23 protein-coding genes, 1 pseudogene and 1 riboswitch are annotated in these 23,801 nt (G+C 68.1%); of the genes and pseudogenes, 11 read left to right on the forward strand and 13 right to left on the reverse strand.

The features are described 5' to 3' along the window. Positions 1-202: 202 nt before the first annotated feature. Positions 203-766, reverse strand: a complete 564-nt coding sequence (locus ACZK45_RS02245; protein ID WP_032128740.1) for a DUF3016 domain-containing protein — start codon at positions 764-766, stop codon at positions 203-205. Between the two features lie 244 nt (positions 767-1,010). Between ACZK45_RS02245 and ACZK45_RS02250 the strand changes: the two genes are divergently transcribed. Together ACZK45_RS02250 and ACZK45_RS02255 are read left to right on the forward strand one after the other, a co-directional pair. Continuing rightward, on the forward strand, positions 1,011-2,999 hold the full coding sequence (locus tag ACZK45_RS02250) for a hybrid sensor histidine kinase/response regulator (RefSeq protein ID WP_049424820.1): 1,989 nt from the start codon (positions 1,011-1,013) through the stop codon (positions 2,997-2,999). 43 nt (positions 3,000-3,042) lie between these two features. Further along, the gene (locus tag ACZK45_RS02255; RefSeq protein ID WP_049463459.1) at positions 3,043-3,333 is read left to right on the forward strand and encodes a DUF3247 family protein; all 291 of its coding nucleotides are present in this window, start codon (positions 3,043-3,045) and stop codon (positions 3,331-3,333) included. 160 nt (positions 3,334-3,493) lie between these two features. On the opposite strand, the gene ACZK45_RS02260 is transcribed toward ACZK45_RS02255, so the two are convergent. Beyond that, positions 3,494-3,757 carry a hypothetical protein gene (locus ACZK45_RS02260; RefSeq protein WP_005407925.1) on the reverse strand — a complete coding sequence of 88 codons (264 nt, stop codon included), beginning with the start codon at positions 3,755-3,757 and terminating at the stop codon, positions 3,494-3,496. Between the two features lie 157 nt (positions 3,758-3,914). Between ACZK45_RS02260 and ACZK45_RS02265 the strand changes: the two genes are divergently transcribed. The 3 genes from ACZK45_RS02265 to ACZK45_RS02275 are packed head-to-tail and all read left to right on the forward strand — an operon-like array spanning position 3,915 to position 6,357. After that, positions 3,915-4,979 (forward strand): class I SAM-dependent methyltransferase, encoded by a 1,065-nt coding sequence (locus ACZK45_RS02265; RefSeq protein ID WP_346485176.1) that lies wholly within the window; start codon positions 3,915-3,917, stop codon positions 4,977-4,979. After that, positions 4,976-5,677 (forward strand): pseudouridine synthase, encoded by a 702-nt coding sequence (locus ACZK45_RS02270; protein ID WP_279913795.1) that lies wholly within the window; start codon positions 4,976-4,978, stop codon positions 5,675-5,677. Before ACZK45_RS02265 ends, ACZK45_RS02270 begins: the two co-directional genes overlap by 4 nt. Next, a complete protein-coding gene (locus ACZK45_RS02275; RefSeq protein ID WP_125892451.1) occupies positions 5,674-6,357 on the forward strand; it encodes an HAD family hydrolase in 684 nt (227 codons plus the stop codon). Before ACZK45_RS02270 ends, ACZK45_RS02275 begins: the two co-directional genes overlap by 4 nt. Before the next feature lie 113 nt (positions 6,358-6,470). Here ACZK45_RS02275 and fabB read toward each other — a convergent pair whose 3' ends face one another. Together fabB and fabA are read right to left on the reverse strand one after the other, a co-directional pair. Beyond that, positions 6,471-7,679, reverse strand: a complete 1,209-nt coding sequence (gene fabB, locus ACZK45_RS02280; protein ID WP_293796104.1) for a beta-ketoacyl-ACP synthase I — start codon at positions 7,677-7,679, stop codon at positions 6,471-6,473. Then, the gene (gene fabA / locus ACZK45_RS02285; RefSeq protein ID WP_005407930.1) at positions 7,679-8,194 is read right to left on the reverse strand and encodes a 3-hydroxyacyl-[acyl-carrier-protein] dehydratase FabA; all 516 of its coding nucleotides are present in this window, start codon (positions 8,192-8,194) and stop codon (positions 7,679-7,681) included. The genes fabB and fabA overlap by 1 nt, the downstream gene beginning before the upstream one ends. A 191-nt stretch (positions 8,195-8,385) precedes the next feature. On the opposite strand from fabA, the gene dinB reads away from it, so the two are divergent. Continuing rightward, positions 8,386-9,480, forward strand: coding sequence for a DNA polymerase IV (dinB, locus tag ACZK45_RS02290; protein ID WP_049398366.1), 1,095 nt, complete (start codon positions 8,386-8,388; stop codon positions 9,478-9,480). 297 nt (positions 9,481-9,777) lie between these two features. Here dinB and ACZK45_RS02295 read toward each other — a convergent pair whose 3' ends face one another. Both ACZK45_RS02295 and ACZK45_RS02300 read right to left on the reverse strand, forming a co-directional pair. Continuing rightward, positions 9,778-10,689 carry an MBL fold metallo-hydrolase gene (locus ACZK45_RS02295; protein WP_125892454.1) on the reverse strand — a complete coding sequence of 304 codons (912 nt, stop codon included), beginning with the start codon at positions 10,687-10,689 and terminating at the stop codon, positions 9,778-9,780. Positions 10,690-10,774: 85 nt separating this feature from the next. Continuing rightward, the gene (locus ACZK45_RS02300) at positions 10,775-11,413 is read right to left on the reverse strand and encodes an NAD(P)-dependent oxidoreductase (protein WP_125892457.1); all 639 of its coding nucleotides are present in this window, start codon (positions 11,411-11,413) and stop codon (positions 10,775-10,777) included. 108 nt (positions 11,414-11,521) lie between these two features. On the opposite strand from ACZK45_RS02300, the gene ACZK45_RS02305 reads away from it, so the two are divergent. The 3 genes from ACZK45_RS02305 to gph all read left to right on the forward strand — a co-directional run bounded on the left by ACZK45_RS02305 (position 11,522) and on the right by gph (position 13,960). Next, on the forward strand, positions 11,522-12,451 hold the full coding sequence (locus tag ACZK45_RS02305; protein ID WP_164080451.1) for a LysR family transcriptional regulator: 930 nt from the start codon (positions 11,522-11,524) through the stop codon (positions 12,449-12,451). After that, positions 12,448-13,239, forward strand: coding sequence for a class I SAM-dependent methyltransferase (locus ACZK45_RS02310; protein ID WP_032128731.1), 792 nt, complete (start codon positions 12,448-12,450; stop codon positions 13,237-13,239). Before ACZK45_RS02305 ends, ACZK45_RS02310 begins: the two co-directional genes overlap by 4 nt. Before the next feature lie 64 nt (positions 13,240-13,303). After that, a complete protein-coding gene (gene gph, locus ACZK45_RS02315) occupies positions 13,304-13,960 on the forward strand; it encodes a phosphoglycolate phosphatase (RefSeq protein ID WP_180837560.1) in 657 nt (218 codons plus the stop codon). A gap of 184 nt (positions 13,961-14,144) precedes the next feature. Here gph and btuB read toward each other — a convergent pair whose 3' ends face one another. Continuing rightward, a complete protein-coding gene (btuB, locus tag ACZK45_RS02320; RefSeq protein ID WP_478445392.1) occupies positions 14,145-15,989 on the reverse strand; it encodes a TonB-dependent vitamin B12 receptor in 1,845 nt (614 codons plus the stop codon). Positions 15,990-16,104: 115 nt separating this feature from the next. Further along, positions 16,105-16,327, reverse strand: a riboswitch (cobalamin riboswitch). 142 nt (positions 16,328-16,469) lie between these two features. On the opposite strand from btuB, the gene ACZK45_RS02325 reads away from it, so the two are divergent. Then, a complete protein-coding gene (locus ACZK45_RS02325) occupies positions 16,470-17,048 on the forward strand; it encodes a histidine phosphatase family protein (protein ID WP_032128728.1) in 579 nt (192 codons plus the stop codon). A 91-nt stretch (positions 17,049-17,139) separates the two neighbouring features. On the opposite strand, the gene ACZK45_RS02330 is transcribed toward ACZK45_RS02325, so the two are convergent. Continuing rightward, positions 17,140-17,502: a TfoX/Sxy family protein gene (locus ACZK45_RS02330; RefSeq protein ID WP_032128727.1), complete on the reverse strand. Its 363-nt coding sequence runs from the start codon at positions 17,500-17,502 to the stop codon at positions 17,140-17,142. Further along, positions 17,499-17,981: a GAF domain-containing protein gene (locus ACZK45_RS02335; RefSeq protein WP_004140850.1), complete on the reverse strand. Its 483-nt coding sequence runs from the start codon at positions 17,979-17,981 to the stop codon at positions 17,499-17,501. Before ACZK45_RS02335 ends, ACZK45_RS02330 begins: the two co-directional genes overlap by 4 nt. Positions 17,982-18,049: 68 nt before the next feature. Here ACZK45_RS02335 and bioD point away from each other — a divergent pair. After that, a pseudogene (gene bioD, locus ACZK45_RS02340) lies at positions 18,050-18,685 on the forward strand (dethiobiotin synthase); the annotation flags it as partial. Positions 18,686-18,973: 288 nt separating this feature from the next. Here the strand turns inward: bioD and ACZK45_RS02345 are convergent. From ACZK45_RS02345 to msrB, 4 genes are all read right to left on the reverse strand, one after another. Continuing rightward, complete coding sequence (locus ACZK45_RS02345) at positions 18,974-20,422, reverse strand: aminotransferase-like domain-containing protein (RefSeq protein WP_478445393.1); 1,449 nt, start codon at positions 20,420-20,422, stop codon at positions 18,974-18,976. 204 nt (positions 20,423-20,626) lie between these two features. Further along, entirely contained in the window at positions 20,627-21,364 is a 738-nt protein-coding gene (gene msrA, locus ACZK45_RS02350; protein WP_197585374.1) for a peptide-methionine (S)-S-oxide reductase MsrA, read from the reverse strand. A gap of 14 nt (positions 21,365-21,378) precedes the next feature. After that, a complete protein-coding gene (locus ACZK45_RS02355) occupies positions 21,379-23,148 on the reverse strand; it encodes a cytochrome c biogenesis protein DipZ (protein WP_478445394.1) in 1,770 nt (589 codons plus the stop codon). A gap of 2 nt (positions 23,149-23,150) precedes the next feature. Further along, the gene (gene msrB, locus ACZK45_RS02360) at positions 23,151-23,723 is read right to left on the reverse strand and encodes a peptide-methionine (R)-S-oxide reductase MsrB (protein ID WP_049398356.1); all 573 of its coding nucleotides are present in this window, start codon (positions 23,721-23,723) and stop codon (positions 23,151-23,153) included. Positions 23,724-23,801 lie beyond the last annotated feature (78 nt).

Consider the following 23,801-nt stretch of genomic DNA (forward strand, 5'->3'; position numbering starts at 1 on the left):
CGCAGTGGCCGCCGCACGCGGCTCTGGTAGCGGCCGACCTTGGTCGGCGCTGTGAATGCGTGTCGACCAAGGTCGACGCCTACCGATGGGTCTAACGCGCAGTGGTCGCCGGGCGCGGCACTGGTAGCGGCCGACCTTGGTCGGCGCTTTGAATGCGTGTCGACCAAGGTCGACACCTACCGGTGAGTCGCGCCGCCCCGGATCATCGCGCGGCGGTGGCCTGGCTGGCCAGCTGCCGCTTCACCCAGTCATCGATCAGGCGCTTCTCGTAGCGCAGCGGATCACTGTCGCTCTTCAGCCCCAGGTTGTGCAGGTAGCCGGTATCGCTGAGGCGCGCATCGCCCTCGCTGACGATACGGCCGCTGGCGTCCTTCAACGTGTACTGCAGGCTGATCCGCGGCGGGTAGATGTCACGCATGATCCGGATGTCGCGGCCACGCGGGCCATGCCACGGCTCGTAGTCACCGGCGCGCTTGATGTCGACCAGGGTCACATCGAGGGTCTGCCCAGGCTGCAGCGGCTTGGCGGCGGTGGTCTGCAGGTAGCGTGCCAGCTGCTGTACCCAGTCGCCACGCTCGGCCTCGAAGCGGTTGGTGCTCTGGCGGATCTCGGTGAATTTGGCCGGGTCCTCCCATTTCACGCTGACCGGGCCATCGGCCTGCAACGCACGTGGCGCGTCCGCATCGGTCACGGTGCGCGGTGCAGCGGCGGCGCCGCCCGCCACCAGGGCGCCTGCCAGCAGGGCAATCGCGAGTGAGCGTTTCATGACGGTCTCCTGCGTCCCCGCGATGGGGACGATGTTGATCACAGATCGAGTGTGATCCTGCGGCCGGGGCGCCGCAATGGCAGATTGCGTCATGCGCAAGAGTGGTTGCCGCCAATTCATCGTCGTCAACCATGACTGACGGCGCTTGACGCTGTGAATACGCCCTTTGGAAGATGCTGTGCCTCCAACCTGGCCTGCACTGACGCCCTTGTCCACACTGCCGCCCCTCGTGGAGCGCCCACCGATGATGGTGCCGGCGCCCGAACCCGACCTGCATCATGGCGTGCTTGAGCGCATCAACGCCGGTTTCTGCGTGATCCAGGTGCTGTTCGAGGGCGATCGTGCGGTCGACTATCGTTTCATCGAGGTCAACGACGCCTTCGAGCGCCACACCGGCCTGAAGGATGCGCGTGGCCAGCGCATGACGGCGCTGGAACCGGGCCACGAGGAAGACTGGTTCCGCATCTACGGCGAAGTTGCCCGCAGTGGCCGGCCGGCACAGTTCGAGATGGAAGCGCGTGCGCTGGGCCGCTCGTTCGCGGTGGATGCGGTGCGCGTGGGCCGCCCGGGTGAGGACAAGGTCGGCATCCTGTTCTTCGACATCACCGCGCGCAAGCAGATGGAAGTGGAGCTGGGCGAAAGCGAAGCCCGCTTCAGTGCGCTGGCCGACGGTCTGCCGATGCCGGTGTGGGTGCTCGACGAGCGCGGCCATGCCCGTTTCGTCAACAGCGCTTTCAGTGAGTTCTTCGGCGGCGACGAGACGCGCGTGCCGGAAGACGTCTGGCGTGGCCTGGTGCACCCGGACGATGCGTCGGTGTTCGAGTACGAACTGCAGGAAGCGCTGAAGGCACAGCGGTCGATGCATGCGCTGGTGCGGGCCCGACGCGCCGATGGCGACTGGCGTTGGTTGGAGATGAACGCGCGTCCGCGCTTCTCGCGGATGGGCCGCTTCATCGGCCTGGCCGGCAGCAGCCCGGACGTGACCGAACGCCGCGAGATCGAACTGGCCCGCGAGGAGCTGCTGCAGTCCGAGCGTGCCGCGCGCAGCGCCGCGGAGAACATGGCGCGGCTGAAGGACGAGTTCCTGGCCACGCTGTCGCATGAACTGCGTACGCCACTGACCACCATCCTCGGTTGGAGCGAACTGCTGCTGCAGCGCGTGGACAACACCAGCCCGCTGTACAAGGGCCTGAACGTGATCGCCAACAGCGCCGGTGCGCAGAAGCGGCTGATCTCGGACATGCTCGACCTCAGCAGCATGCTGCTGGGCAAGGTGCAGCTGGAGGTGGAGATACTGGATCTGCGCGACCTGCTGGGCGAAGCCATCGGCGCGCAGGAGCTGGTCGCCGAAGGCAAGGCGCTGGACGTGAGCCTGCAGCTGCCGGAGCAGCCCAGCCTGGTGCTGGGCGATGCCACCCGCCTGCAGCAGGTGTTGTGGAACCTGCTGTCGAATGCGATCAAGTTCACCCCGGCCGAAGGCCGCATCGATCTGCAGCTGCAGGCCGACGGCAACCACTGGGTGATCACCGTGCGCGACACCGGCGACGGCATCGCGCCCGAATTCCTCAATCATCTGTTCAGCCGCTTCCGCCAGGCCGATGGCACCACCACCCGACGCCATGGCGGCCTCGGCCTGGGCCTGGCCATCGTGCAGCAGCTGGTTGAACTGCATGGCGGTACCGTCACCGCTGCCAGCGAGGGCCATGGCCACGGCGCCACCTTCACCGTGCGCCTGCCGCAGCACATTCCCGATGCCGAACGGCGGCCGCTGCGCGAAGTGATCAGCGGACCGATCCTGGAGCCGGTGATCGTCGAGCCGTATCCGCTGCGTGGCATGCACGTGCTGGCGGTGGAAGACCAGCCGGAAGTGCTGGAGTACCTGCGGCGCATGCTGGAAGAGCAGGGCGCAAGCGTGTCGGCAGCCAGCTCGGCCGGTGAAGCGCTGGCGCTGCTGGCCGATACCGGGCACCTGCAGTACCACGTGATGCTGACCGACATCGGCATGCCGGGCATGGATGGCTATGGCCTGGTGCGCACGCTGCGCGAGGACATGGGCGTGGATGCGATGACCCTGCCGGCGGTTGCCGTGACCGCGCTGGCACGTGCCGATGACCGGCGCCGGGCGCTGGCGTCGGGCTTCCAGGAACACGTGGCCAAGCCGTACTCGGTGGCGCAGCTGGTGGCTGCGGTACGCAAAGTGCAGGTGCCACGCGCGGACAGCGCGCTGCACTGAGCATTCACGGCCGATCGGCGACCCTGTACGCAGGAGGTCGCCGATGTCCCGTACAGCTCCCCGCATCCACACCGATCCGGCGCAGATTGCGCGCCTGGAAGCCCTGCTGCCGCAGCTGGAAGGCGAAACGCAGGTGGAACTGACCCTGCACGATGGTCGCCGCCTGCTCGGCACCGTCGCCGTGAAACCGACAGTGCAGCAGTACCGCAACGAGGCCGGCGACGAAGGCAGCAACGGCCAGCTGCGGCTGGATGACTACGATACGCCGGTGCAGCAGCACCACGTGTGGCTGGACGAGATCGCCAGCATCCGCAGGTTGCCGCCCAGGGTCTGACGGCAACCTGCCAACCCCATCCACGCATGGCGTGGATCTACTGGAAAGGGCCACGCATGGATGTGCGTGACCTCGTCATCGGCCAGGCCTCATGCCGTCCACGCACAGCGTGGATTTTCCAGAGGTTGCAGTAGAGCCACGCCATGCGTGGCTGTTGGGATCAATGCTCGAACAACGTAGGCGTCGCCTCGAACCGGCGCGCGTAGGCGCGTTCTTCCGCCACCCTCGCCACCTCGTCGTCGGCCAGGTCCGGTGCGCCGTACACCGCATAGGCCACGCTTCCGTCGGCACCATGGCCGACCTGGTGCAGCCGGTAGCGCGAGTGGCCACCGCCGGTGTCCTCGGGGTAATGCACGGGCGGATGGCTGCCTTCCAGGTCCATTTCACTGTTGTCGACCACGCCACCGACGAACAAGGCTCGCATGCAGGTTCTCCTGGGTTTCCGGGGGGAGCCTCTACCCTGAACGTTTCAATGTTGCTGGCAGATCAAGGCCCCGTTCGGGTTTCGCAAAGCGGCCGCCGGGGCCGGCCCGGCCAAGCCGGTACAATGGACGGCCCTCACGCTTGAAGTACCCGCGCCGATGGCCTCCAGCGACGACGCCCCCCTGCAGACCCTGTTCCTGCCGTTCTCCCAAGGCGCCCTGCGCTGGCCGGAGGGCCCGGTGGCCTTCCTGCGTGCCCGCGACGGCTGGCCGCTGCGCGAAGTGGCCGGCAACCGCGAAGTGCATTGCGAGCAGAGCTTTGCCCCGTTCGCGCAGCCGCTGCAGCAGGCCGCCGGCTGGACCGTCAGCGGCCAGCTGGATGATGTGGCCGGCAAGGGCCGCTACCCGCTGGTGCTGGTGCTGCCGCCGCGCCAGCGCGAGGAGGCCCGTGCCCTGTTTGCGCGCGCGCTGGCGCTGGTCGCCGACGGCGGCCGCATCGTCGCCTGCCAGTCCAACAACGAAGGCGCACGTTCGGGCGAGGGCGACCTCAAGCAACTGACCGGCCTCGGCGGCAGCCTGACCAAGAACCACTGTCGCGTGTACTGGACCGCCCCGATGCAGGGCCAGCACGACGCCGACCTGGCCAAGCGCTGGTCGGCACTGGATGCGGTGCGGCCGATCGTCGGCGGCCGTTTCCTCAGCCGCCCGGGCGTGTTCGCCTGGGATCGCATCGACCCGGCGTCGGCGCTGTTGGCCGAGCACCTGCCGGCCGACCTGGCCGGGCGTGCCGCCGACCTCGGCGCGGGCTATGGCTATCTGTCGCGCGAGCTGCTGGAGCGCTGCCCGAAGATCACCGCGCTGGATCTGTACGAAGCCGAGCAGCGTGCGCTGGCCCTTGCCGAACTGAACCTGGCGCCGCCGCCGCGCGCGCTGCCGCTGCGCTTCCTGTGGCAGGACGTCACCGGCGGCATCGAGCCGGGCTACGACGTCATCATCAGCAACCCGCCGTTCCACACGCCCTCGCGCGCCGATCGCCCGGATATCGGCCAGCGCTTCATCGCCGTGGCCGCGCAGGCGCTGCGCCCGGGCGGACGCCTGTACGTGGTGGCCAACCGCCACCTGCCGTACGAGTACACGCTCAACGAGAGCTTTGGCGCGGTGCGCGTGATCGCCGAGCGTGATGGCTTCAAGCTGGTGGAAGCGGTGAAGGGGAAGGGCAAGTGAAGCTGGTCAAGCTCATCGCCAACCTGGGCTATGGCAGCCGCAAGCAGGTGCAGTGGATGTTCCGCGAAGGCCGCGTCACCGACGCCGACGGCGAGGTGCTGTATGCCGACGACCAGGTGCCGCACGAGGCGATCCGGGTCGATGGCGAGCCGCTGGACCCGCCGGTGGGGCTGTCGATCGCGCTGCACAAGCCGGCCGGCTACACCTGTTCGACCAAGGACACCGGCCGCCTGATCTACGACCTGCTGCCGCCGCGCTTCCGCGACCGCGATCCGGTGCTGTCCACCGTGGGCCGCCTCGACCGCGAGACCAGCGGCCTGCTGCTGCTGACCGACGATGGCGGCCTGCTGCACCGGATCATCTCGCCGAAGTCGAAGCTGCCCAAGGTCTACGAAGTGGAACTGAGCGACGACCTGCGCGGCGACGAAGTGGCGTTGTTCGCCAGCGGTACGCTGATGCTGGAGTCCGAGAAGACCCCCCTGCTGCCGGCTGAACTGGAAGTGCTGGATGCGCGTCGCGCACGCCTGGTGCTGCATGAAGGCCGCTACCATCAGGTACGCCGCATGTTCGCCGCCACCGGCAACCACGTGCAGGCCCTGCACCGCAGCCGTGTCGGCGGGCTGGACCTGCGGGGACTGGACGAGGGGCAATGGCGGCAGCTCACCTCCACCGATCTGGATACGCTGTTCGCTCCATGACCACCATCGCTGCGCTGCCGTTCCTCCCCGACGCCGTCATCTTTGACATGGACGGCCTGATGATCGACAGCGAGCGGGTCTCGCTGGCCTGCTGGAGCGAGGCGGCCGACGAATTCGGGCTGGGTCTGGACGAGACGGTGTTCCTGCGCATGGTCGGCCTCGGCGACCGCGATACGCACGCCCTGTTGCGCGCGCAGGGCATCGAGGACAGCGTGATCGACGCGGTGGCTGCACGTTGCCATGAGCTGTACGAAGCACGCACACAGACCGGCCTGCCGCTGCGTCCGGGCATTCTGGAGCTGCTGGAGCTGCTGAAAGCGCACGCGGTACCGCGCGCGGTGGCAACCACCACGCGGCAGCCGCGGGCCAACCGCAAGCTGGCCGCGGCCGGCCTGCTGCCGTATTTCGATGCCGTGATCACCAGTGGTGATGTGGCGCGGCCGAAGCCGGCGCCGGATATCTACCTGCTGGCCGCGCAGCGGCTGGGCCAGGTGCCCGAGCGCTGCCTGGCGCTGGAAGACTCACCGGCCGGCACGCGTGCAGCGCTGGCGGCAGGCATGACCGTGATCCAGGTGCCGGACCTGGTGCATCCGGATGAAGAGCTGCGCGCGCTGGGCCACCGCATCGTCGGCTCGCTGGTGGACGCGCACGCGCTGCTGCTGCCGCTGCTGCCGAGGTAACGGTGGGCGCCCGACCGTGGGTCGGCACACCCAATGCCCCGGTAGGTGCCAACCTTGGTTGGCACGCCCAAACGCCCTGGTAGGTGCCGACCGTTGGTCGGCACGCCTTCCCATCACACCCGCCCGAACACCAGCGCAGCGTTGGTGCCACCGAAGCCAAAGCTGTTGGACATCACCGTATCCAGCGTCTGCTCGCGGCTCTCGCGCAGGATCGGGAAGCTTTCCACCTTCGGGTCCAGTTCGCCGATGTTGGCCGAACCGGCAACGAAGCCATCGCGCATCATCAGCAGGCAGTAGATCGCCTCATGCACGCTGGCCGCACCCAGCGAGTGGCCGGACAACGCCTTGGTCGAGGACAGCGGTGGCACCGCATCGCCGAACACTTCGCGGATCGCGTTGAGCTCGGTGACGTCGCCCAGCGGCGTGGAAGTGCCGTGGGTGTTGAGGTAGTCAAGCGGACGATCGACGCCCTGCAGCGCCATCTTCATGCAGCGCACCGCGCCTTCACCGGACGGCGCGACCATGTCGGCGCCATCGGAGGTCACGCCATAGCCGATCAGCTCGGCATGGATGTGCGCACCGCGCGCAACGGCGTGGTCGTAGTCCTCCAGCACCAGCATGCCGCCGCCACCGGCGATGACGAAGCCGTCGCGGTCCTTGTCGTACGGACGCGAGGCGCTGGCCGGGGTCTCGTTGAAGCTGGTCGACAGCGCACCCATCGCATCGAACATCACGCTCATCGACCAGTGCAGGTCTTCACCGCCACCGGCGAACATGATGTCCTGCGCGCCATGGCGGATCATGTCCGCGGCGGCGCCGATGCAGTGCGCCGAGGTCGCGCAGGCGGCCGACAGCGAGTAGCTGACACCCTTGATCTGGTAGGCGGTGGCCAGGCAGGCCGAGACCGTCGAGCACATCGTGCGCGGCACCATGTACGGGCCGACCTTGCGTACACCACGTTCGCGCAGCAGGTCGACTGCGCCGATCTGCCATTCGCTGGAGCCGCCGCCGGAGCCGGCGATCAGGCCGGTGCGCAGGTTGCTGACCTGCTCGGGGCTGAGCCCGGCATCGGCGATCGCATCGCGCATGGACAGGTAGGCGAAGGCCGCCGCATCGCTCATGAAGCGCTTCTGCTTGCGGTCGATCAGCGCCTCCAGGTCGAGGTCGACGCGACCGCCTACCTGGCTGCGCAGGCCCGCTTCTGCGTGGTCGGCCAGGGCGGTGATGCCCGAGCGCCCTTCGCGCAGCGCAGCCGAAACGGTATCCAGATCATTGCCGAGGCAGGACGTGATGCCCATGCCGGTGATGACGACGCGACGCATCAGAAGCTCCCGGTTTCAGTGAACAGGCCGACGCGCAGGTCGCGCGCGCTGTAGATTTCGCGGTCATCCACGTACATGCGGGCGTCCGACTGGGCCATCACCAGCTTGCGGTTGATGACACGGCTGATGTCGATCTCGTAGCGCACCAGTTTGGCCTCCGGCAGTACCTGGCCGGTGAACTTCACCTCGCCGCAGCCCAGTGCGCGGCCCTTGCCGGGGGCGCCCAGCCAGGTCAGGAAGAAGCCGGTCAGCTGCCACATGGCATCCAGGCCGAGGCAGCCGGGCATCACCGGGTCGCCGATGAAGTGGCAGCCGAAGAACCACAGGTCCGGGCGGATATCCAGTTCGGCGCGTACCATGCCCTTGCCATGCGGTCCGCCGTCCTCGCGGATGTCGGTGATGCGGTCGAACATCAGCATCGGATCGTTGGGCAAACGGCCGGCGGCGGTGCCGAACAGTTCACCGCGTGCGCTGGCCAGCAGCTGTTCGCGGTTGAACGCGTGGAGACGGGTCATGAAGCACAATCCTGGAAGCGGGGAAACAGGGAAACAAGCGCTCGAGGATGCCCGTGGAAACTGCGCCGATCAAACATTTCAACCGTACGCAACCGTAGTGTTTTCAATGGAATACGCGCATCCTGTTGATGTGCAACGACCATACTTCGGCGTGTGGCCCGTTCGGCACGCCCCCGCCCTTTCCGCCTGACATGACCCGACTGCGCAAGATCATCCACGTCGACATGGACGCGTTCTACGCGTCGGTGGAGCAGCGCGACGATCCGTCACTGCGCGGCAAGCCGGTGGTTGTGGCATGGCGCGGCGCGCGCTCGGTGGTGTGCGCGGCCTCGTACGAGGCACGCGTGTTCGGCGTGCGTTCGGCAATGCCGGCGCTGCGTGCCGAACGCCTGTGTCCGGATGCGATCTTCGTGCCGCCGGACTTTGCACGTTACAAGGCGGTGTCACGCCACGTGCGCGAGATCTTCCTGCGCCACACCGACCTGGTCGAGCCGCTGTCGCTGGACGAGGCCTACCTGGATGTGACCGAGCCGAAGAGCGGCATCGAACTGGCCACCGACATCGCCCGCACCATCCGTGCGCAGATCCGCGAGGAGACGAACCTGACCGCTTCAGCCGGGATCGCGCCGAACAAGTTCCTGGCCAAGATCGCTTCGGACTGGCGCAAGCCCGATGGCCAGTTCGTGATTCCGCCGCAGCGGGTGGACGCGTTCCTGCTGCCGCTGCCGGTGAACCGCGTGCCCGGCGTCGGCAAGGTGATGGAAGGCAAGCTGGCCGCGCGCGGCATCGTCACCTGCGGCGACCTGCGGCAGTGGGCACTGATCGACCTGGAAGAGGCGTTCGGCAGTTTCGGCCGCAGCCTGTACAACCGCGCACGCGGCATCGACGAGCGGCCGGTGGAGCCGGACCAGCAGGTGCAGTCGATTTCCTCCGAAGACACCTTCGCCGAGGATCTGCCGCTGGAAGACCTGGGGGAGGCGATCGTGCAGTTGGCAGAGAAGACCTGGAATGCCACGCGCAAGACCGAACGCGTCGGCCACACCGTGGTGCTGAAACTGAAGACCGCGCAGTTCCGCATCCTCACCCGCAGCTTCACCCCGGAGCGCCCGCCGGAATCGATGGAAGAACTGCGCGACATCGCCCTGGCCCTGCGCGCCCGCGTCGACCTGCCGGCGGAGACCCGCTACCGGCTGGTGGGTGTCGGACTCGGTGGCTTCCGCGAAAAGGAGCCGGTGGTGCAGGGGGAACTGTTCGAGCACGAACCGAACGAGTCCCCACCTAGCTGATCTTCGTGTCGACCAAGGTCGACACCTACCAAGAGCAGGTCATGCCATCCAGACAGGTTGCGCAGACATGCCATCCAGGCAGATCGCAGAGAACTGTCGAAGGCGGGGTGGGTCCGGTTGCGGGGGCGTGAGCGCCATGGATGGCGCGACCGAGCCTCCATGGACGGATTCACGGCGTCCCCCGCAACCGGACCCACCCCGCCATCCCACGGATAGCCAGCTGTTGCTGTTGCTTCGGCTGTTGCCGTTGCATTGAGCAGGTGCAGGGCGCAGCCCTGCAAAAGAAAACTCCCTACCTCATGGCCACTGCATCTCGCCCTTGGCCACCTTCGCACTCAACTCCAGCGACGCCACGCCCGCCAGCTTCGGGTAGCGCGCCTGCATCGCCTTCACCAGTGCCGCACTGTCCTTCGCCTTTGCCGCCTCAACATCGAACGCACGGATGTAGTCCGCGGTGAAGCGCAGCGCACTGGCATCCAGCGCCGCGCCCGGCGCGTAGTGCCCCGGCACCACCACCTTCGGCTTCAGTGCCTGCAGCCGCTGCAGGGTCTGCAGCCAGTCGGCATGTGACTTCGGCGTCTGCGTATCGGCCATCCACACGTGCTCACCGGCTACCACCGGAATACCACCGACGATCGCGCGCAGCGACGGCACCCATAGCACCGTGCGGTCCGGGGTCGGGCCATCGAGGCCGATCAGCGGCAGGCGCTGGCCTTCCAGTTGCAGGGCATCGCCGTCCAGCACCTGCGGCACCACGATGCGCGCCGGCACGTCGGCACCCATCTTCGGCCCCCAGTAGGCCAGCTTGCCGGCCTGGGTCTGCTGGATGTGGGCGACGGTCTGCGCGGTGGCGACGATGCGCGCCTGCGGGAACGCGTCCTGCAGCGTGGCCAGGCCGAAGTAGTAGTCCGGATCACCGTGGCTGATGTAGATGGTGGTCAGCTGCTTGCCGCTGGCGCGGATCAGCTCGACCAGCTTGCGCGCGTCGCTGGCAGCAAACTGCGCATTGACCAGGATCGCGTCGTGGCGGCCTTCGATCAGCACCGAGGACACCGAGAACATCGCCTGCGGGCCGGGATGGAAGGTCTGCAGGTGCAGTTGGGATTTCGTGGCCGTGGCCGGCGCTGCGGCGGCCGGCGCGGCGAGCAGTGGCGCACTGGTGAAGCTGGCGGCCAGGGCGAGGGGGAGCAGCAGGGCAGCGGTACGCATGGGGCATTCCTTGTGGCGGACGGCGAGCCGGGCGTGGGCCTGGCTCACAGGTGGGTAGCGCCGGGCCATGCCCGGCGGCCTGGCATCAGTACGCCGCAGTGATGATCTGCTTCGGGTACTGGTGCGCTTCCAGCTCGGCGACGAACGCCGCGCCGTAGTCGGCGTAGCTGATGCGGCTGTGGCCGCTGGCATCAGCGAGGAAGGCCTTGGCCTGCACGCGGTACTGGCCGCGCTGTTCACCCGGGCCGATTTCGGCGGCCGGCGAGAAGAAGGTCCAGTCCAGGTCATCCACCGCCTGCAGGCGGTTGAACGCCTCACGGTGTGCCAGTGCGTACGGCTTGTAGGCGTCCGGGAAGGTGGGGGTATCGACCAGCTGCACGCCGGGTGCGACTTCGAGGCTGCCGGCGCCACCGACCACCACCAGGCGCGGTACACCGGCCTTGCGTGCGGCGGCGGCCAGCTGCGCGGCGACCTCGCCGACGCGGCCGATGTCATCGCCCGGGCGCGGGCCGTAGGCACTGGCCAGCACGTCGTGGCCGGTGATGGCGGCAACCAGCGCGTCCTGGTCATCCAGCGAGGCGATCACGGGATGGGCACCGGCCAGCTCGGCCGGGAGGTCCTGCGCGCTGCGCACGATGACAGTGAGTTCGTGGCCGCGGGCCAGCGCGTGGCGGGCGATCTGGCGGCCGATGTTGCCGGTGGAACCAACGAGGGCGATTTTCATGGCATGACTCCGTGGGGCGGTGTGGGGTGGGAATGGGGCCACTCTAGGCTGCTGCAGTTGCTCGAAAAACAGCGTATAACGCGCTTGTTTGTTGCATGGATCGAGCATATGGACCGATTGACCGCCATGACCGTGTTCGTCGAGGTGGCCGAGCGCGGCAGCCTCACCGCCGCCGCCGAGGTGCTGGACATGTCGCGGGCGATGGTCAGCCGCTACCTGGCCGAGGTCGAGAGCTGGCTGGGCGCACGCCTGCTGCACCGGACCACGCGCCGGGTCAGCCTGACCGGCCCCGGCGAGGCAGCGCTGGCGCGCTTCCGGCAGATGCTGGCGATCGGCGAAGAACTGCAGGGCGAGCTGGCCAGTGATGATCCCGAGCCGCACGGTACGCTGCGGGTGACCGCCAGCGTCTCATTCGGGCAGAGCCACCTGGCGCGGGCGGTGGCCGGCTTCGTCGCGCGCCATCCGGCGGCGCGCATCGAGCTGCTGCTGGTCGACCGCACGGTGAACCTGGTGGAGGAGCGGGTGGACCTGGCCGTGCGCATCGCGCGCCAGATCGATCCCAGCCTGATCGCACGGCGGCTGGCCACCTGCCGCTCGGTGCTGTGCGCGACGCCATCCTACCTGCAGGCACGTGGCACACCGACCGCCCCCGAGCACCTGGCCGCGCACAACTGCCTGACCCACCACTACGTCGGCAAGAGCCTGTGGCAGCTGCACCGCGATGGGCGTTCGCTGTCGGTGGCGGTGGGTGGCAACATCAGTGCCAACGAGGCCTCGCTGCTGCTGGAGGCGGTGCGCGCCGGTGCCGGCATCGCCATGCTGCCGACCTACCAGGTGGCGCCGCTGCTGCGCAGTGGCGAACTGATCGAACTGCTGCCCGAATTCAGCCTGGACGAACTCGGCATTCATGCCGTGTACGCGTCACGGCGCCAGCAGCCCGCTATCATGCGGCGATTCCTGGACTTCCTGGCCGAGTGCTTCGCCAGCCCGGCCTTCCAGGATCTGGATTGGCGCCCACCGGGCAAGGAGAACACATGAACCATGGACAGGCCTTGATCGACCACAACCGTGCTGCCTGGGACCGCCAGGCCAGCGAAGTGCGCGAATGGTCGCGCCCGGTGGAAAGTTCAACGATTGCCGCCGCGCGCGAAGGCCGCTGGCAGGTGCACCTGACGCCCCGCGCGTTGCCACTGGACTGGATGGGTGATGTGCGCGGCCGTCGCATCCTGTGCCTGGCCTCGGGCGGTGGCCAGCAGGCACCGGTGCTGGCCGCTGCGGGCGCTGACGTCACCGTGTTCGATCTCTCCGACGGGCAGCTGGAACAGGACCGCAGGGTCGCCGCGCGCGATGGCCTGCAGCTGCGCACCGTGCAGGGCGACATGCGCGATCTGCACGTGTTTGCCAACGACAGTTTCGATGTGGTGTTCCACCCGATCTCGAACCTGTACGTGCCTGATGTGCGCCCGGTGTGGACCGAGTGCCGCCGCGTGCTGGCACGCGATGGCATGCTGATGGCCAGCTTCTACAACCCGGTGCTGTTCGTTGGCGCGCGCGATCCGCAGCTGGATGCACAAGGCCTGATCCGGCCACAGTACGCCATTCCCTATTCGGACCTGGAAGACCTGGCGCCGGCCGAGCGCGAGGCGAAGCTGGCACGGGGTGACGCGCTGACCTTCGGCCACAGCCTGACCGAACTGATCGGTGGTCAGCTCGATGCCGGCTTCATCATCGATCGCTTCATGGAAGACTGGCAGCCGCAGCCGCGCTTCCTGATCGATCGCTATCTGCCCACCTTCCTGGCGACCCGCGCGCGCCGGATCGGCTGAGGCGGATCGGCGCAAAAACCAGCGGCGTACAATGGACGGCCCCACGTCATGCAGGTGCCGTCCCTTGTCGTATCCCTATCCGCTGGTCGTGTTCGACCTTGATGGCACGCTGGTCGACAGCGCCGCCGATATCGCCGAAGCACTGAACCGCACGCTGGAGGACATCGGTGTGGCACGCGTGCCGGAAGCCACGGTGCTGGGCTGGATCGGAGATGGTGTGCGCCGCCTGGTCGAGCAGGCCGTGCATGCCGCCGGTCGCGAAGTCGACCTGGCCGAAGTGATGCCGGTGTTCATGGTGCACTACCGTGAGTGCCTGCTGCGCAGCCCGCGCCTGTTCGATGGCGTGGCCGAAGCGCTGACGCAGCTGCGTGCGCGCAACGTGCCGCTGGCGATCTGCACCAACAAGCCCGAAGCGCTGGTGCCACCGCTGCTGCAGCACCTGGGCATCGGTGATGCGTTCGCGCTGGTGCTGGGTGGCGACTCCCTGCCGCAGCGCAAGCCCAGTGGTGAACCGCTGCGGCACGTCGCCGCGCACTTCGGGCTGCCGGTGGACGCATGCCTGATGGTGGGTGATTCGTTGACCGACTACCGCGCCGCCGAAGATGCGGGCATGCCGATCGCACTGGTGCGTTACGGCTATCCGCGTGGCCTGGACCTGGCCACCGCGCATGCGGTGGCGGTGATCGACGACCTGCGTGAGTTGCCGGGGTTGCAGGGCTGATGCAACGGACATCCCTGGTCGCCGGCCGGTAACCCGGGCTGACGAAATGGGTAGTGCCGGCCGCTGGCCGGCAATCCCGGATCGGCGCATTGGGTAGTGCCGGCCGCTGGCCGGCAACCCGGGATGCGTTGCCGAAGGTCATGGTAGTGCCGGCCAGCGGCCGGCACTGCCATGACCGTCGCGGTCACTTCGGCTGGTAACGCACGCTCAGCTGGTACTCGCGGCCCGGCTGGTTGAACCACGCCACGGTTTCATACGTGCGGTCGAATACGTTGGCGGCGCGCGCCAGCAGCGACCACGACGGCGTCAGCGCGTACTCGGCGCGCAGGTCCAGCGTGCCGTAGCCGCCAACCTTCACCGAGTTGCTGGCGTTGTCATAGCGCTTGCCCGCACCCTGCACGGTCAGGCCGGCGCGGACGTCACCGAAGCGGCGGTCGACGTCCAGGCGCGCGGTCTGCTGCGCACGGCGCGGCAGCCAGTTGTCGAACTGGGTGCTGCCATGGGTGCGGTTGCGCGGGTCGGTGTAGCTCAGCTGCGCGTTGATGTCGAAACCGGCCAACAGCACGCCACCGGTCAGCTCGGCACCGCGGATGCGCGCCTTCTCCACCTGCTGCATTTTCATCGTGGACGCATCGTAGGTGATCAGGTCATCGATGCGGGTCTCATAGACGTCCAGGCCCCAGTGCCAGCCCTGGCCCTGCTGCGAAACACCGAGGTTGGCGCTCTTGGACTTCTCCGGGTTCAACGTCGGCACGCCGCTCCACGGGTCGTACAGGTCGCTGAAGGTCGGCGCCTTGAACGCCGTGCCGTAGCTGGCATTGACGCGCAGGCCGTGCTCCAGTTCCATCGCCCAGCCCACGCTGCCGGTGGCATGGTTGCCGAACTGCTGGTTGTCGTCATTGCGCGCGCTGGCCAGCAGCTGATGGCGGCCGAAGCGACCCTGGTACTGCACGAACACACCGGTGTTGCGGCGGCTGTCGACGAGATATCCGGCGCTGCTGCCGTCCAGGTTGTCTTCGCTCCAATCCACGCCTGCACTCAGCAGCTGGCCCTCGGCCACGCCGAAGTCGCCCTGCAGCGAGGCGCTGTCACGATGGGTCTGGGCGCTGCCGAACACCCCCGGTGCGCCGAAGTTGTCCGACTCGTTGTCACTGCGGCCGACGTTGGCTGTGAAAGCCAGGCGTTCAGACGGGGTGTAGTGCACTTTGCCAGCGAGCACCTGCTGGCGGGTTTCCGAATAGTTGTAGTAACCGTCGTAGTGGTTCTTGCCGTCGGCGCGCAGTGCGCTGCCTTCCACGGTCCACTGGTCGTTGAAGCTGTAGCCGCCGCGCAGGCTCTTGGACAGGTTGCGGTAGCCGTCGCGGTCGTGCTCGTCGGCAAAGCAGCCCGCGGTGAACACCGAGGCGGAGCCGCGGCAGGCATCGATGCCGTCGGAATGCTGGTAGGCGATGTCGGCGCCGAACCAGCCGCGTTCGGTGCCACCGCCGATGCCGCCGCTGGCTTCGCGCAGGCCGTTGCTGCCACCGCCGAGCTGGAAGTGCGGAGCGAAATCGCCCTGGTTGCGGCGGGTGAAGATCTGGATCACGCCACCAATGGCGTCGGCACCGTACAGGCTGGACTGCGGGCCGCGCACGATTTCCACGCGTTCGATCTGCGCCAGTGGCAGGTCCTGGTACATGGCCAGGCCGAGGTCGGCACTGTTGATGCGCACGCCATCCACCAGCACCACGGTGTGGCCCGAGTTGGTGCCGCGCAGGAACAGCGAGCTCTGCTTGCCGAGGCCGCCGGAGTTGGTCAGGTTGATGCCGGCGCGGCCGCGCAGCAGTTCCTGCAGCGAGGTGGCCGGGCTGGATTCGATCTGCGCGCGGTCGATCACCTGGGCCGGCGCGATGCTGTCCTGCAGGGCGATCGGGGTGCGGGTGGCGGTAACCAGGATCTGGTCGAGCGCGGTGGTGTCATCGGCCGCCTGGGCCAGCGCGGGCAGGGCGGCCAGCACGGCCAGGGACAGCATTCGGGACTGCAGCTTCATGGGGGACTCCAGGTGCCACGCACGCCCGCGTGGCGAAGGGGAGGAGCCGCGAAGGCAGGCATGCGCCGACGCCGCAGCGCAGGCTGCGGTCATCCAGCGCCATGCCCACCGCATCGCGACCTGAGGCTTCCTGGCCGGTCTCCGGGCTTGCCGCCGGGTGGCGCGAGGCCACCGTCCAGGCGCCTTCCCATGCCTGCGGCACAGTGGCGTTGTTGCCTGGAACTGACGTGCTTACCGTTGCGGGGGCAGCGCCGGCCTGGCGTGGAATCACGCGTCACCGGCTTCCCGTTTCAACCTGCCGGCCGTGGCCGCAGGTCACCTGGAAGTGCGCGCAGTCTACGGCATCGCAGGCGGCCCGTAGCGTCGAGCCTGCTCGACTGCCTTTGCTGTGCCCTTAGAATGGTCCCTCGATCCCGTGGTGCCGTTGCCGATGTCCGCCCGTTTTCCGCTTTTCCCGCGTTGCCTGTACAGGACGCACGCATGATCCTCGACCTGGTCCGCCATGCCGGCAACGGTCGCGATGAGTTCCTCGATGGCCGCAGCGATCCACCGCAGCTGGCCCGCCTGCCGCAGGAACTGGTCGACGCCTACGCTGCGCAGCCCTGGGAGCGGGTGATCAGTTCGCCGCGGCTGCGCTCGCTGCACACGGCGATGGCCCTGGCCACCCCGCGCGGGCTGGACGTGGAAGCGGACGAGGAATGGGAAGAGCTGGATTTCGGCGATTGGGACGGACAGTCGCTGTTCGACCTGCCGGAGGATGCATTGGCGGCCTTCCATGCCGACCCGCATGCATTCCCGCCGCCGAACGGCGAAAGCTGGGGCCACTTCGAGCGGCGCATCGCGCGCGCGCTGGATCGCCTGCTTGATGATGACGATCCGGTGCCGACGCTGGTGGTCAGCCACGGCGGCCCGCTGCGCATGGTGCTGTCGCAGGTCTGCGGCCTGCCGATGTCGCTGTGCTGGGCCCTGCGTATTGACCACGGCACACGCCTGCGGGTGTGGCTCGAGCGCGGCGAGGTCGGGCTGGTGGGCGAACTGCTGGAGCTGCAGCAGCCCTGACCGCACTCGCCGGGCATGATCCGGCGCTACCGATCCCGCATCACAGTGGTAGTGCCGGCCGCTGGCCGGCATCCCCAGGAACGCGGAGGCCTCAATCCTCGTCCGCGCGCTCGGCCACGCTGTCCTCAGCGTCGTCGTCAGCATCGAAGCGCTGCTCATGCACCGGGCCCGAAGCGGGGCCGGCCGCCTTCAGCGGATGCGCAGCGATGCGCGCTTCGTAATCCTGCACCAGCGCCTCACGCTGCGGCTCGCTCAGTTCCTGCCAATGGCAGTCCAGCAACGCGCCTTCCAGTGAATAGAGCAGGTTCAGGCTGGGCTTGAAGCCGGCGCGCTTGACCTTGACGAAGGCACCGACCGCGCCGATCGCAACCAGATCCTCGCGGCTGCGCAGGCCGACCTGACGCAGCCACGCCGCACTCTTCGGGCCGATGTTGCGCAGCTTCGGTGCGCTCATCCCAGCGCCTCGACGAACACGCGGGCGATCGCCTCCAGGCCGGCTTGGTCGTCAGCATCGAAGCGGCCGACCTTCGGGCTGTCGATGTCGAATACGCCGATCAGTTCATCGCCGCGCAGCAGCGGCACCACCAGTTCCGAACGCGAGGCCGAATCGCAGGCGATATGGCCGGGGAAGGCATCGACGTCGTCCACGCGCTGGGTCACGCGCTGGCTGGCGGCGGCACCGCACACGCCCTTGTCCAGCGGGATGCGCACGCAGGCCGGCAGGCCCTGGAACGGGCCGACCACCAGCTCCTTGCCGTCATACAGGTAGAAGCCCACCCAGTTCAGGTCGGGCAGGGCGTGGTAGACCAGTGCGGAGAGGTTGGCCGCGTTGGCGATGCGGTCGGACTCGGCGTAGACCAGGCCACGGGCCTGTTCCAGCAGCTGGGCGTATTGTTCCGGCTTGCTGCCGGTGAGCGAGGCATTGGCGAACATGCCCGCAGTCTAGCAAGCACGCCGGGCCGGCGATAATGCACGCTCTGTTGCCCCGCTGGAGCTTATCGATGCCGTTGCCCGCCACGCTGCCGCCTGCCCTGTTCGTCACCGGCACCGATACCGAGATCGGCAAGACCGCGGCCAGCACCGCGCTGCTGCATGCACTGCGCCGGCGCGGCCTGCGCGCAGTCGGCATGAAGCCCGTGGCCAGTGGCAGTGAAGATCTGGGGCAGGGCCTGCGCAACGAGGACGCGCTGGCGCTGCAGGCGGCCAGTTGGCCGGTGCCGGACTATGCCGACCTGAATCCGTACGCGCTGCGGCAACCGCTGGCGCCGGAGCTGGCCGCTGCCGAGGATGGCGTGCAGGTGGAACTGGCACCGATCGTGGCCGCGTTCGAACGTCTGCGTGCGCAGGCCGATGTCGTGGTGGTGGAGGGTGTTGGCGGTTGGCTGGCGCCGGTCTCGACCACGCTGGACCAGCTTGACCTGGTGCGTGCATTGCATCTGCCGGTAGTACTTGTGGTCGGCATGCGGCTGGGCTGCATCAACCACGCACGGCTGACTGCGCAGTCGCTGCAGGCCAGCGGCGTGGAGTGCCTGGGCTGGATCGGCAACCACATCGACCCGGTGATGCAGCGCCAGGATGAGAACATCGCGACGTTGCAGCAGCGCCTGCCGATGCCGTGCTGGGGGCGGCTGCCGTATCTGCGGGAGGGATGGGAAGGGGGGTGGATGGGGGGGGGGGGGGGGGGGGGGGGGGGGCGGGACTACCGTGTTGCAGCTGTCAGCTCCCGCGCAATCGCACCCAGTCGTTCCATCGCGACGTTGCAGCAGCGCCTGCCGATGCCGTGCTGGGGGCGGCTGCCGTATCTGCCGGGAGCGGATGGCGAAGCGCTGAGCGTGCACCTGCTCGAATGATCCTGGGTAGTGCCGGCCGCTGGCCGGCAACTGCATCCACTCGGCGATCCCGAGGTTGCCGGCCAGCGGCCCGCGTTACCGTGCTGCAGCCGCCAGCTCCCGCGCGATCGCACCCAGCCGCTCCACCGCACCGATGAAGCGCGCATCCAAGGTCTGGCAGCACGACAGCCGCAGGCAGTGGCGGTAACGCGCACCACGCGAATACACCTGGCCGGGCATGAACACGATGTCCTCTACCAGCGCACGTTCGAACAGCTCACGCGTATCCACGCCCGGCAGTTCGAGCCACAGCAGGAAGCCGCCTTGCGGCTCGGTGGCACGGGTGCCGGCCGGGAAGTGTTCGGCTACCAGCTGGCGCAGCCGTCCCACCTGTTCGCGGTACAGCCGGCGCATGCGGTGCAGGTGATGCTCGTAGCTTCCGGCTTCCAGATACGCCGCCACCGCATCGCCGAGCAGTTGAGGCTCGCCACCGGTGGACTGGAATTTCAGCAGCGCGATGCGCTCGGCGAAGCGGCCGCCATCCAGCCAGCCGATACGGTAATCCGGCGCCAGTGTCTTGGAGAACCCACCGACCACCATCACCCAGCCATCGCGATCGAAGGCCTTCAGCAAGGGCGCCGGCGGTTCGCAGAACTGCAGCTCGGCGTACACCGCATCCTCGATCAGCGGCAGTTGCCGTGCGTTGACCAGTTCGGCCAGGCGTTGCTTGGCGGGTGTCGGCATGGTGCAGCCCAGCGGATTGTGCACGGTGGGCATCACCACCAGTGCGGCCAGCGGCGTGTGCTCCAGCAGCGCATCCAATGCGTCGACATCCAGCCCGTGCTGCGGGTGGGTGGGCAGCTCGATGGCCTGCAGGCCGAGGTTGGCCAGCAAGGGGTAGAGGTTGAAGTAGGACGGCGCCTCGATGCCGACCGCGTCGCCGGGCTGGGTAACCGCACGCAACGCCAGCTGCAGGGCCTCCATCGCGCCGTGGGTCAGCAGCAGCCGCTCGCTGTGGGTGTGCAGGCCCATGCGTGGACCGCGACGCACGATCTGCGCCAGCAGCCTGGGGGAGCCGTTCGGGCGCGCGTAGGTTTCCACTGTCTGCTGGCCGTGGCGCAGCACCTGCGCGGTATGCCGGGCCAGCTGCGCGCCCGGATAGAACTGGCGACCGCGCGGACCGGCGAACGCCAGGTCGATCACTCCGGAGCGACGTTGTGCCTCCAGCACGCGAGCCATCAACACCTGCTGCAGCGGCGCGGTGGGCGCAGACGGCGTGTCGCGCAGCGAACGTTCCGGCACCGACAATCGCGGCGCGACCTCGAAGCCGGCTTTGGGCCGCGGAATCACCAGGCCGGCATCTTCCAGCTGGCGATAGGCGGCGATCACCGTGTTCAGGCTGAGCCTTCGCTGCAGGGCCATCTGCCGCAGTGAAGGCAGGCGGCTGCCGACCGGGAGACGTCCGCCGTGGATGGCTTCGGCCAGTTCATCGGACAGCCGTTGGTAGCGGGGTGGGATCATCGCGCTCTGGTTATCTGTATCCATCGAACTTCCCGCCATCTGGTTCTGTACCCATGATGATGGCGAGCCTAGCATGTCGTTGTCGGACGGGCCTGATCGGGGCACGGCCGATACTTCCCAAGCGCACGGCTGGATGGCCGTGCGTCTTTTTTGGGAGGTGGTACCGGCCGCTGGCCGGCGATCCCCAGATCCGCAGGAGCCGGCCAGCGGCCGGCACTACCCGGGTCGTTACCGCATCGGCACCAGTGCCGCGTCGCGCCGGTACAGCGCCGGGAACTGCTTGCCCAGTGCCGCCAGCTTCGGTGCGTCGTAGTAGCGGATGTAGGCCGCCTGCGGGTAGTTGGTCATGTAGTTCTGGTGGTAGCTCTCGGCCGGGTAGAAGTGCTGGCCGCTGACCAGCTGGGTGACGATCGGTGCGCGGTAGCTGCCGGCCTGGCCGAGCTGGGCGATGTAGGCGCGGCTGGCCGCCTGCTGGCGTGCGTCATCACTGAAGATCGCCGAGCGGTACTGGCTGCCGTGGTCCGGCCCCTGTCGATTGAGCTGGGTCGGATCGTGCACCACCGAGAAGAACACCTGCATCAGCTGGCCATAGCTGACCTGGCGCGGGTCGTAGTCGATCTTCACCGCCTCGGCATGACCGGTCTGGCCACCGCTGACGCGCTCATAGCGCGCATTGGCCGCGCTGCCACCGATGTAGCCGGACACCGCATTGCTCACGCCTTTGACGTGCTGGAACACGCCCTGCACGCCCCAGAAGCAACCGCCGGCGAACACCACGCTGGCATGGGTGGCGTCATCGCGGAACGCGGCGTCGCCGCTGGGCGCCGGTAGTGCCTTGGCCTGCGCGCTGGCTTCCAGCGGTGCCGCGACTGCGCCGTGGTCGACCAGCAGCACGCCAGCGATCAATGCAGCAGCTACCAAGCCGGCGACACCGGCGGCGATACCTTGTTCAAAAGAGAGTTTCATCGTGTGCTCCCGTTTCAACCGAAGGTGAAGGCATAGGCCTGCACGCCCGCATCGAGGAATTCGATCTCGAAGCGATGCGGGCCGACCGCGCCGTGCTGGCGCACCAGCTGGTACAGGCGGTGTTCGTTGACCACGCCGCTGCCATCGGCGTCGACATCGCTGCCGGCATCGGCGGCGGGCAGCGGCTTGCCATCCAGCCAGACGCGGAAGCGCACTGGCTTGCCGTCCTCGTTCGGTGCCAGCACCAGGTGCAGGTCACGTGCGTGGAACTGGAAGGCGATGCGGCCACCGGCCTGCTGCAGCTGTGCGGCCTCGTCGGTGACGGTCCAGCGTCCGGACAGGCCCCACTGGTTCAGTGCCAGGGTGGTTGGCAGCGTGTAGTCGAACGGGCTATCGCTGCGTTGGCCGCCGGGTGAGGCGAACTGCTCGGCACGCGCGTGGCCCAGATAGGTCTCCGGCGAGCGCAGGTTGCTCATGTCGGCCTGCACGGCCACACCCTTCAGGTCGGCGGCGGCGGGGTCGGCCGGTGGTGGCAGGTTGGTCTGCCCGGCTTCGGTCAGAAGCCGGCGGATCACTTGTTCCGAGCGTGCATAGTTGCCCTCGCCGAACTGGTGGCCGCGGATGTTGCCCTGTGCATCGACGAAGTACTGCGCCGGCCAGTAGCGGTTGTTGAACGCGCGCCAGATCGTGTACTGGTTGTCGAGCGCCACCGGGTACTCGACCTTCAGTTCCTGCACCGCCTTCATCACGTTGCTCGGGTTGCGTTCGAAGGCGAACTCCGGCGTGTGCACGCCGATCACCACCAGCCCATGGTCACGGTAGCGACGTTCCCATTCGTGCACGAACGGCATCGCGCGCAGGCAGTTGATGCAGGAGTAGGTCCAGAAGTCGACCAGCACCACCTTGCCACGCAGCTGCCGTGCACTCAGCGGAGGGCTGTTGAGCCAGCCCGTGGCACCGTCCAGTGCGGGCAGGGTGCCTTCCACTGGCAGCGGTGCATCTGCACCCGCATTGGGGCCAGCCATCATCATCATCGGCGGTGCCGCCGGCTGCGCGCCGGGCACGGCGTCGAGCAGGCTTTGTTCGATACGCGCGGTGCTGACCGTTGAAAGACGGGTCAGCAGGCCGGTATCCCAGCCGAGGCCGATCGCCACGACGGCCAGCAGCGCGGCTACACCCAGCACCTTGCGCAGGACATCGCCGAGGCCGAGCCTCGCATGCAGCGCACGGAACACCCGGCCGCCGACCCACACCGCCAGCGCCAGCGCGGTGATCGCACCCGATGCATAGGCAAGCAGCAGGGTGCTGGTACCGACGCTGGCGCCATGCAGGGCAGCACCGGTCAGCACCAGGCCGAGGATTGGACCGGCGCACGGCGCCCACAGCAGGCCAGTGGCGATGCCGATCAGCAACGAGGTCCACGCGCCGCCGTGCCCCGCGGCATCCGCCGCATCGGCGCGTGCGCTCAGGCGGGCACCCACGCGCTGGAACGGTGCCAGCAGGTGGTCGGCCAGCCGCGGCCAGAGCAGCGCGACCGCGAACAACGCCATCAGCAGCAGGGCGATCCAGCGTCCAACCTGGTTGGCCTGCGCCACCCATTGGCTACCCACCGCGGCCAGGCTGGCGACCACGGTGAAGGTGAGCGCCATGCCCAGCAGCAACGGCAGCGTGCTGCGCAGGAACGGGCGATCGGCACGCGCGAACACGAACGGCAGCACCGGCAGGATGCAGGGGCTGAGCAGGGTCAGCGCGCCCCCGAGGTAGGCAAGCAGCAACAGCAGCATCGTCAGGCTCCGGAAGCAGGGGAAGAACCGACCGGCACCCGCCAGCCGTCGGCAGTGCCATCAGTGGCACCGGGAACGAACACCATCGCCGCACCGTTCATGCAGTAGCGCAGCCCGGTCGGGCGTGGCCCATCGTTGAACACATGGCCGAGATGGCCGCCGCAGCGGCGGCAATGCACCTCCACCCGCAGCATCCCGAAGGTGACGTCGCGGTCTTCGCCGATGGCGTTGTGCAGCGGTGCCCAGAAGCTGGGCCAGCCGGTGCCGCTCTCGAACTTGGTGGAGGAGGAGAACAGCGGCAGCGCACAGCCGGCGCAGGCGAAAGTGCCCTGCCGATGTTCCTTGTTGAGCGGGCTGCTGTACGGGCGCTCGGTGGCCTGCTGGCGCAGCACCGCGTACTGCGCCGGGGTCAGCTGCTGGCGCCACTGCGCATCGCTGTGCATGACCTCGAACTGTCGCGGCGGGCGTGCTTCAGCGGCCGCCGGGGCGGCGCGGCTGCAGGCCCCCAGGCCGAGCAGGCCGGCGGCGGTGGCAACACCGCCCAGGCCCAGCAGATGGCGGCGGGAGAGGGACATGGCGGACTCCGGGAAGGGGCGACGGGGCCATGCTGCGCCCGCCCGGGTCAACGAATCCTCACGCAGGATTCAATTTTT

This window comes from Stenotrophomonas sp. 63632_Sma (genome assembly GCF_056482875.1).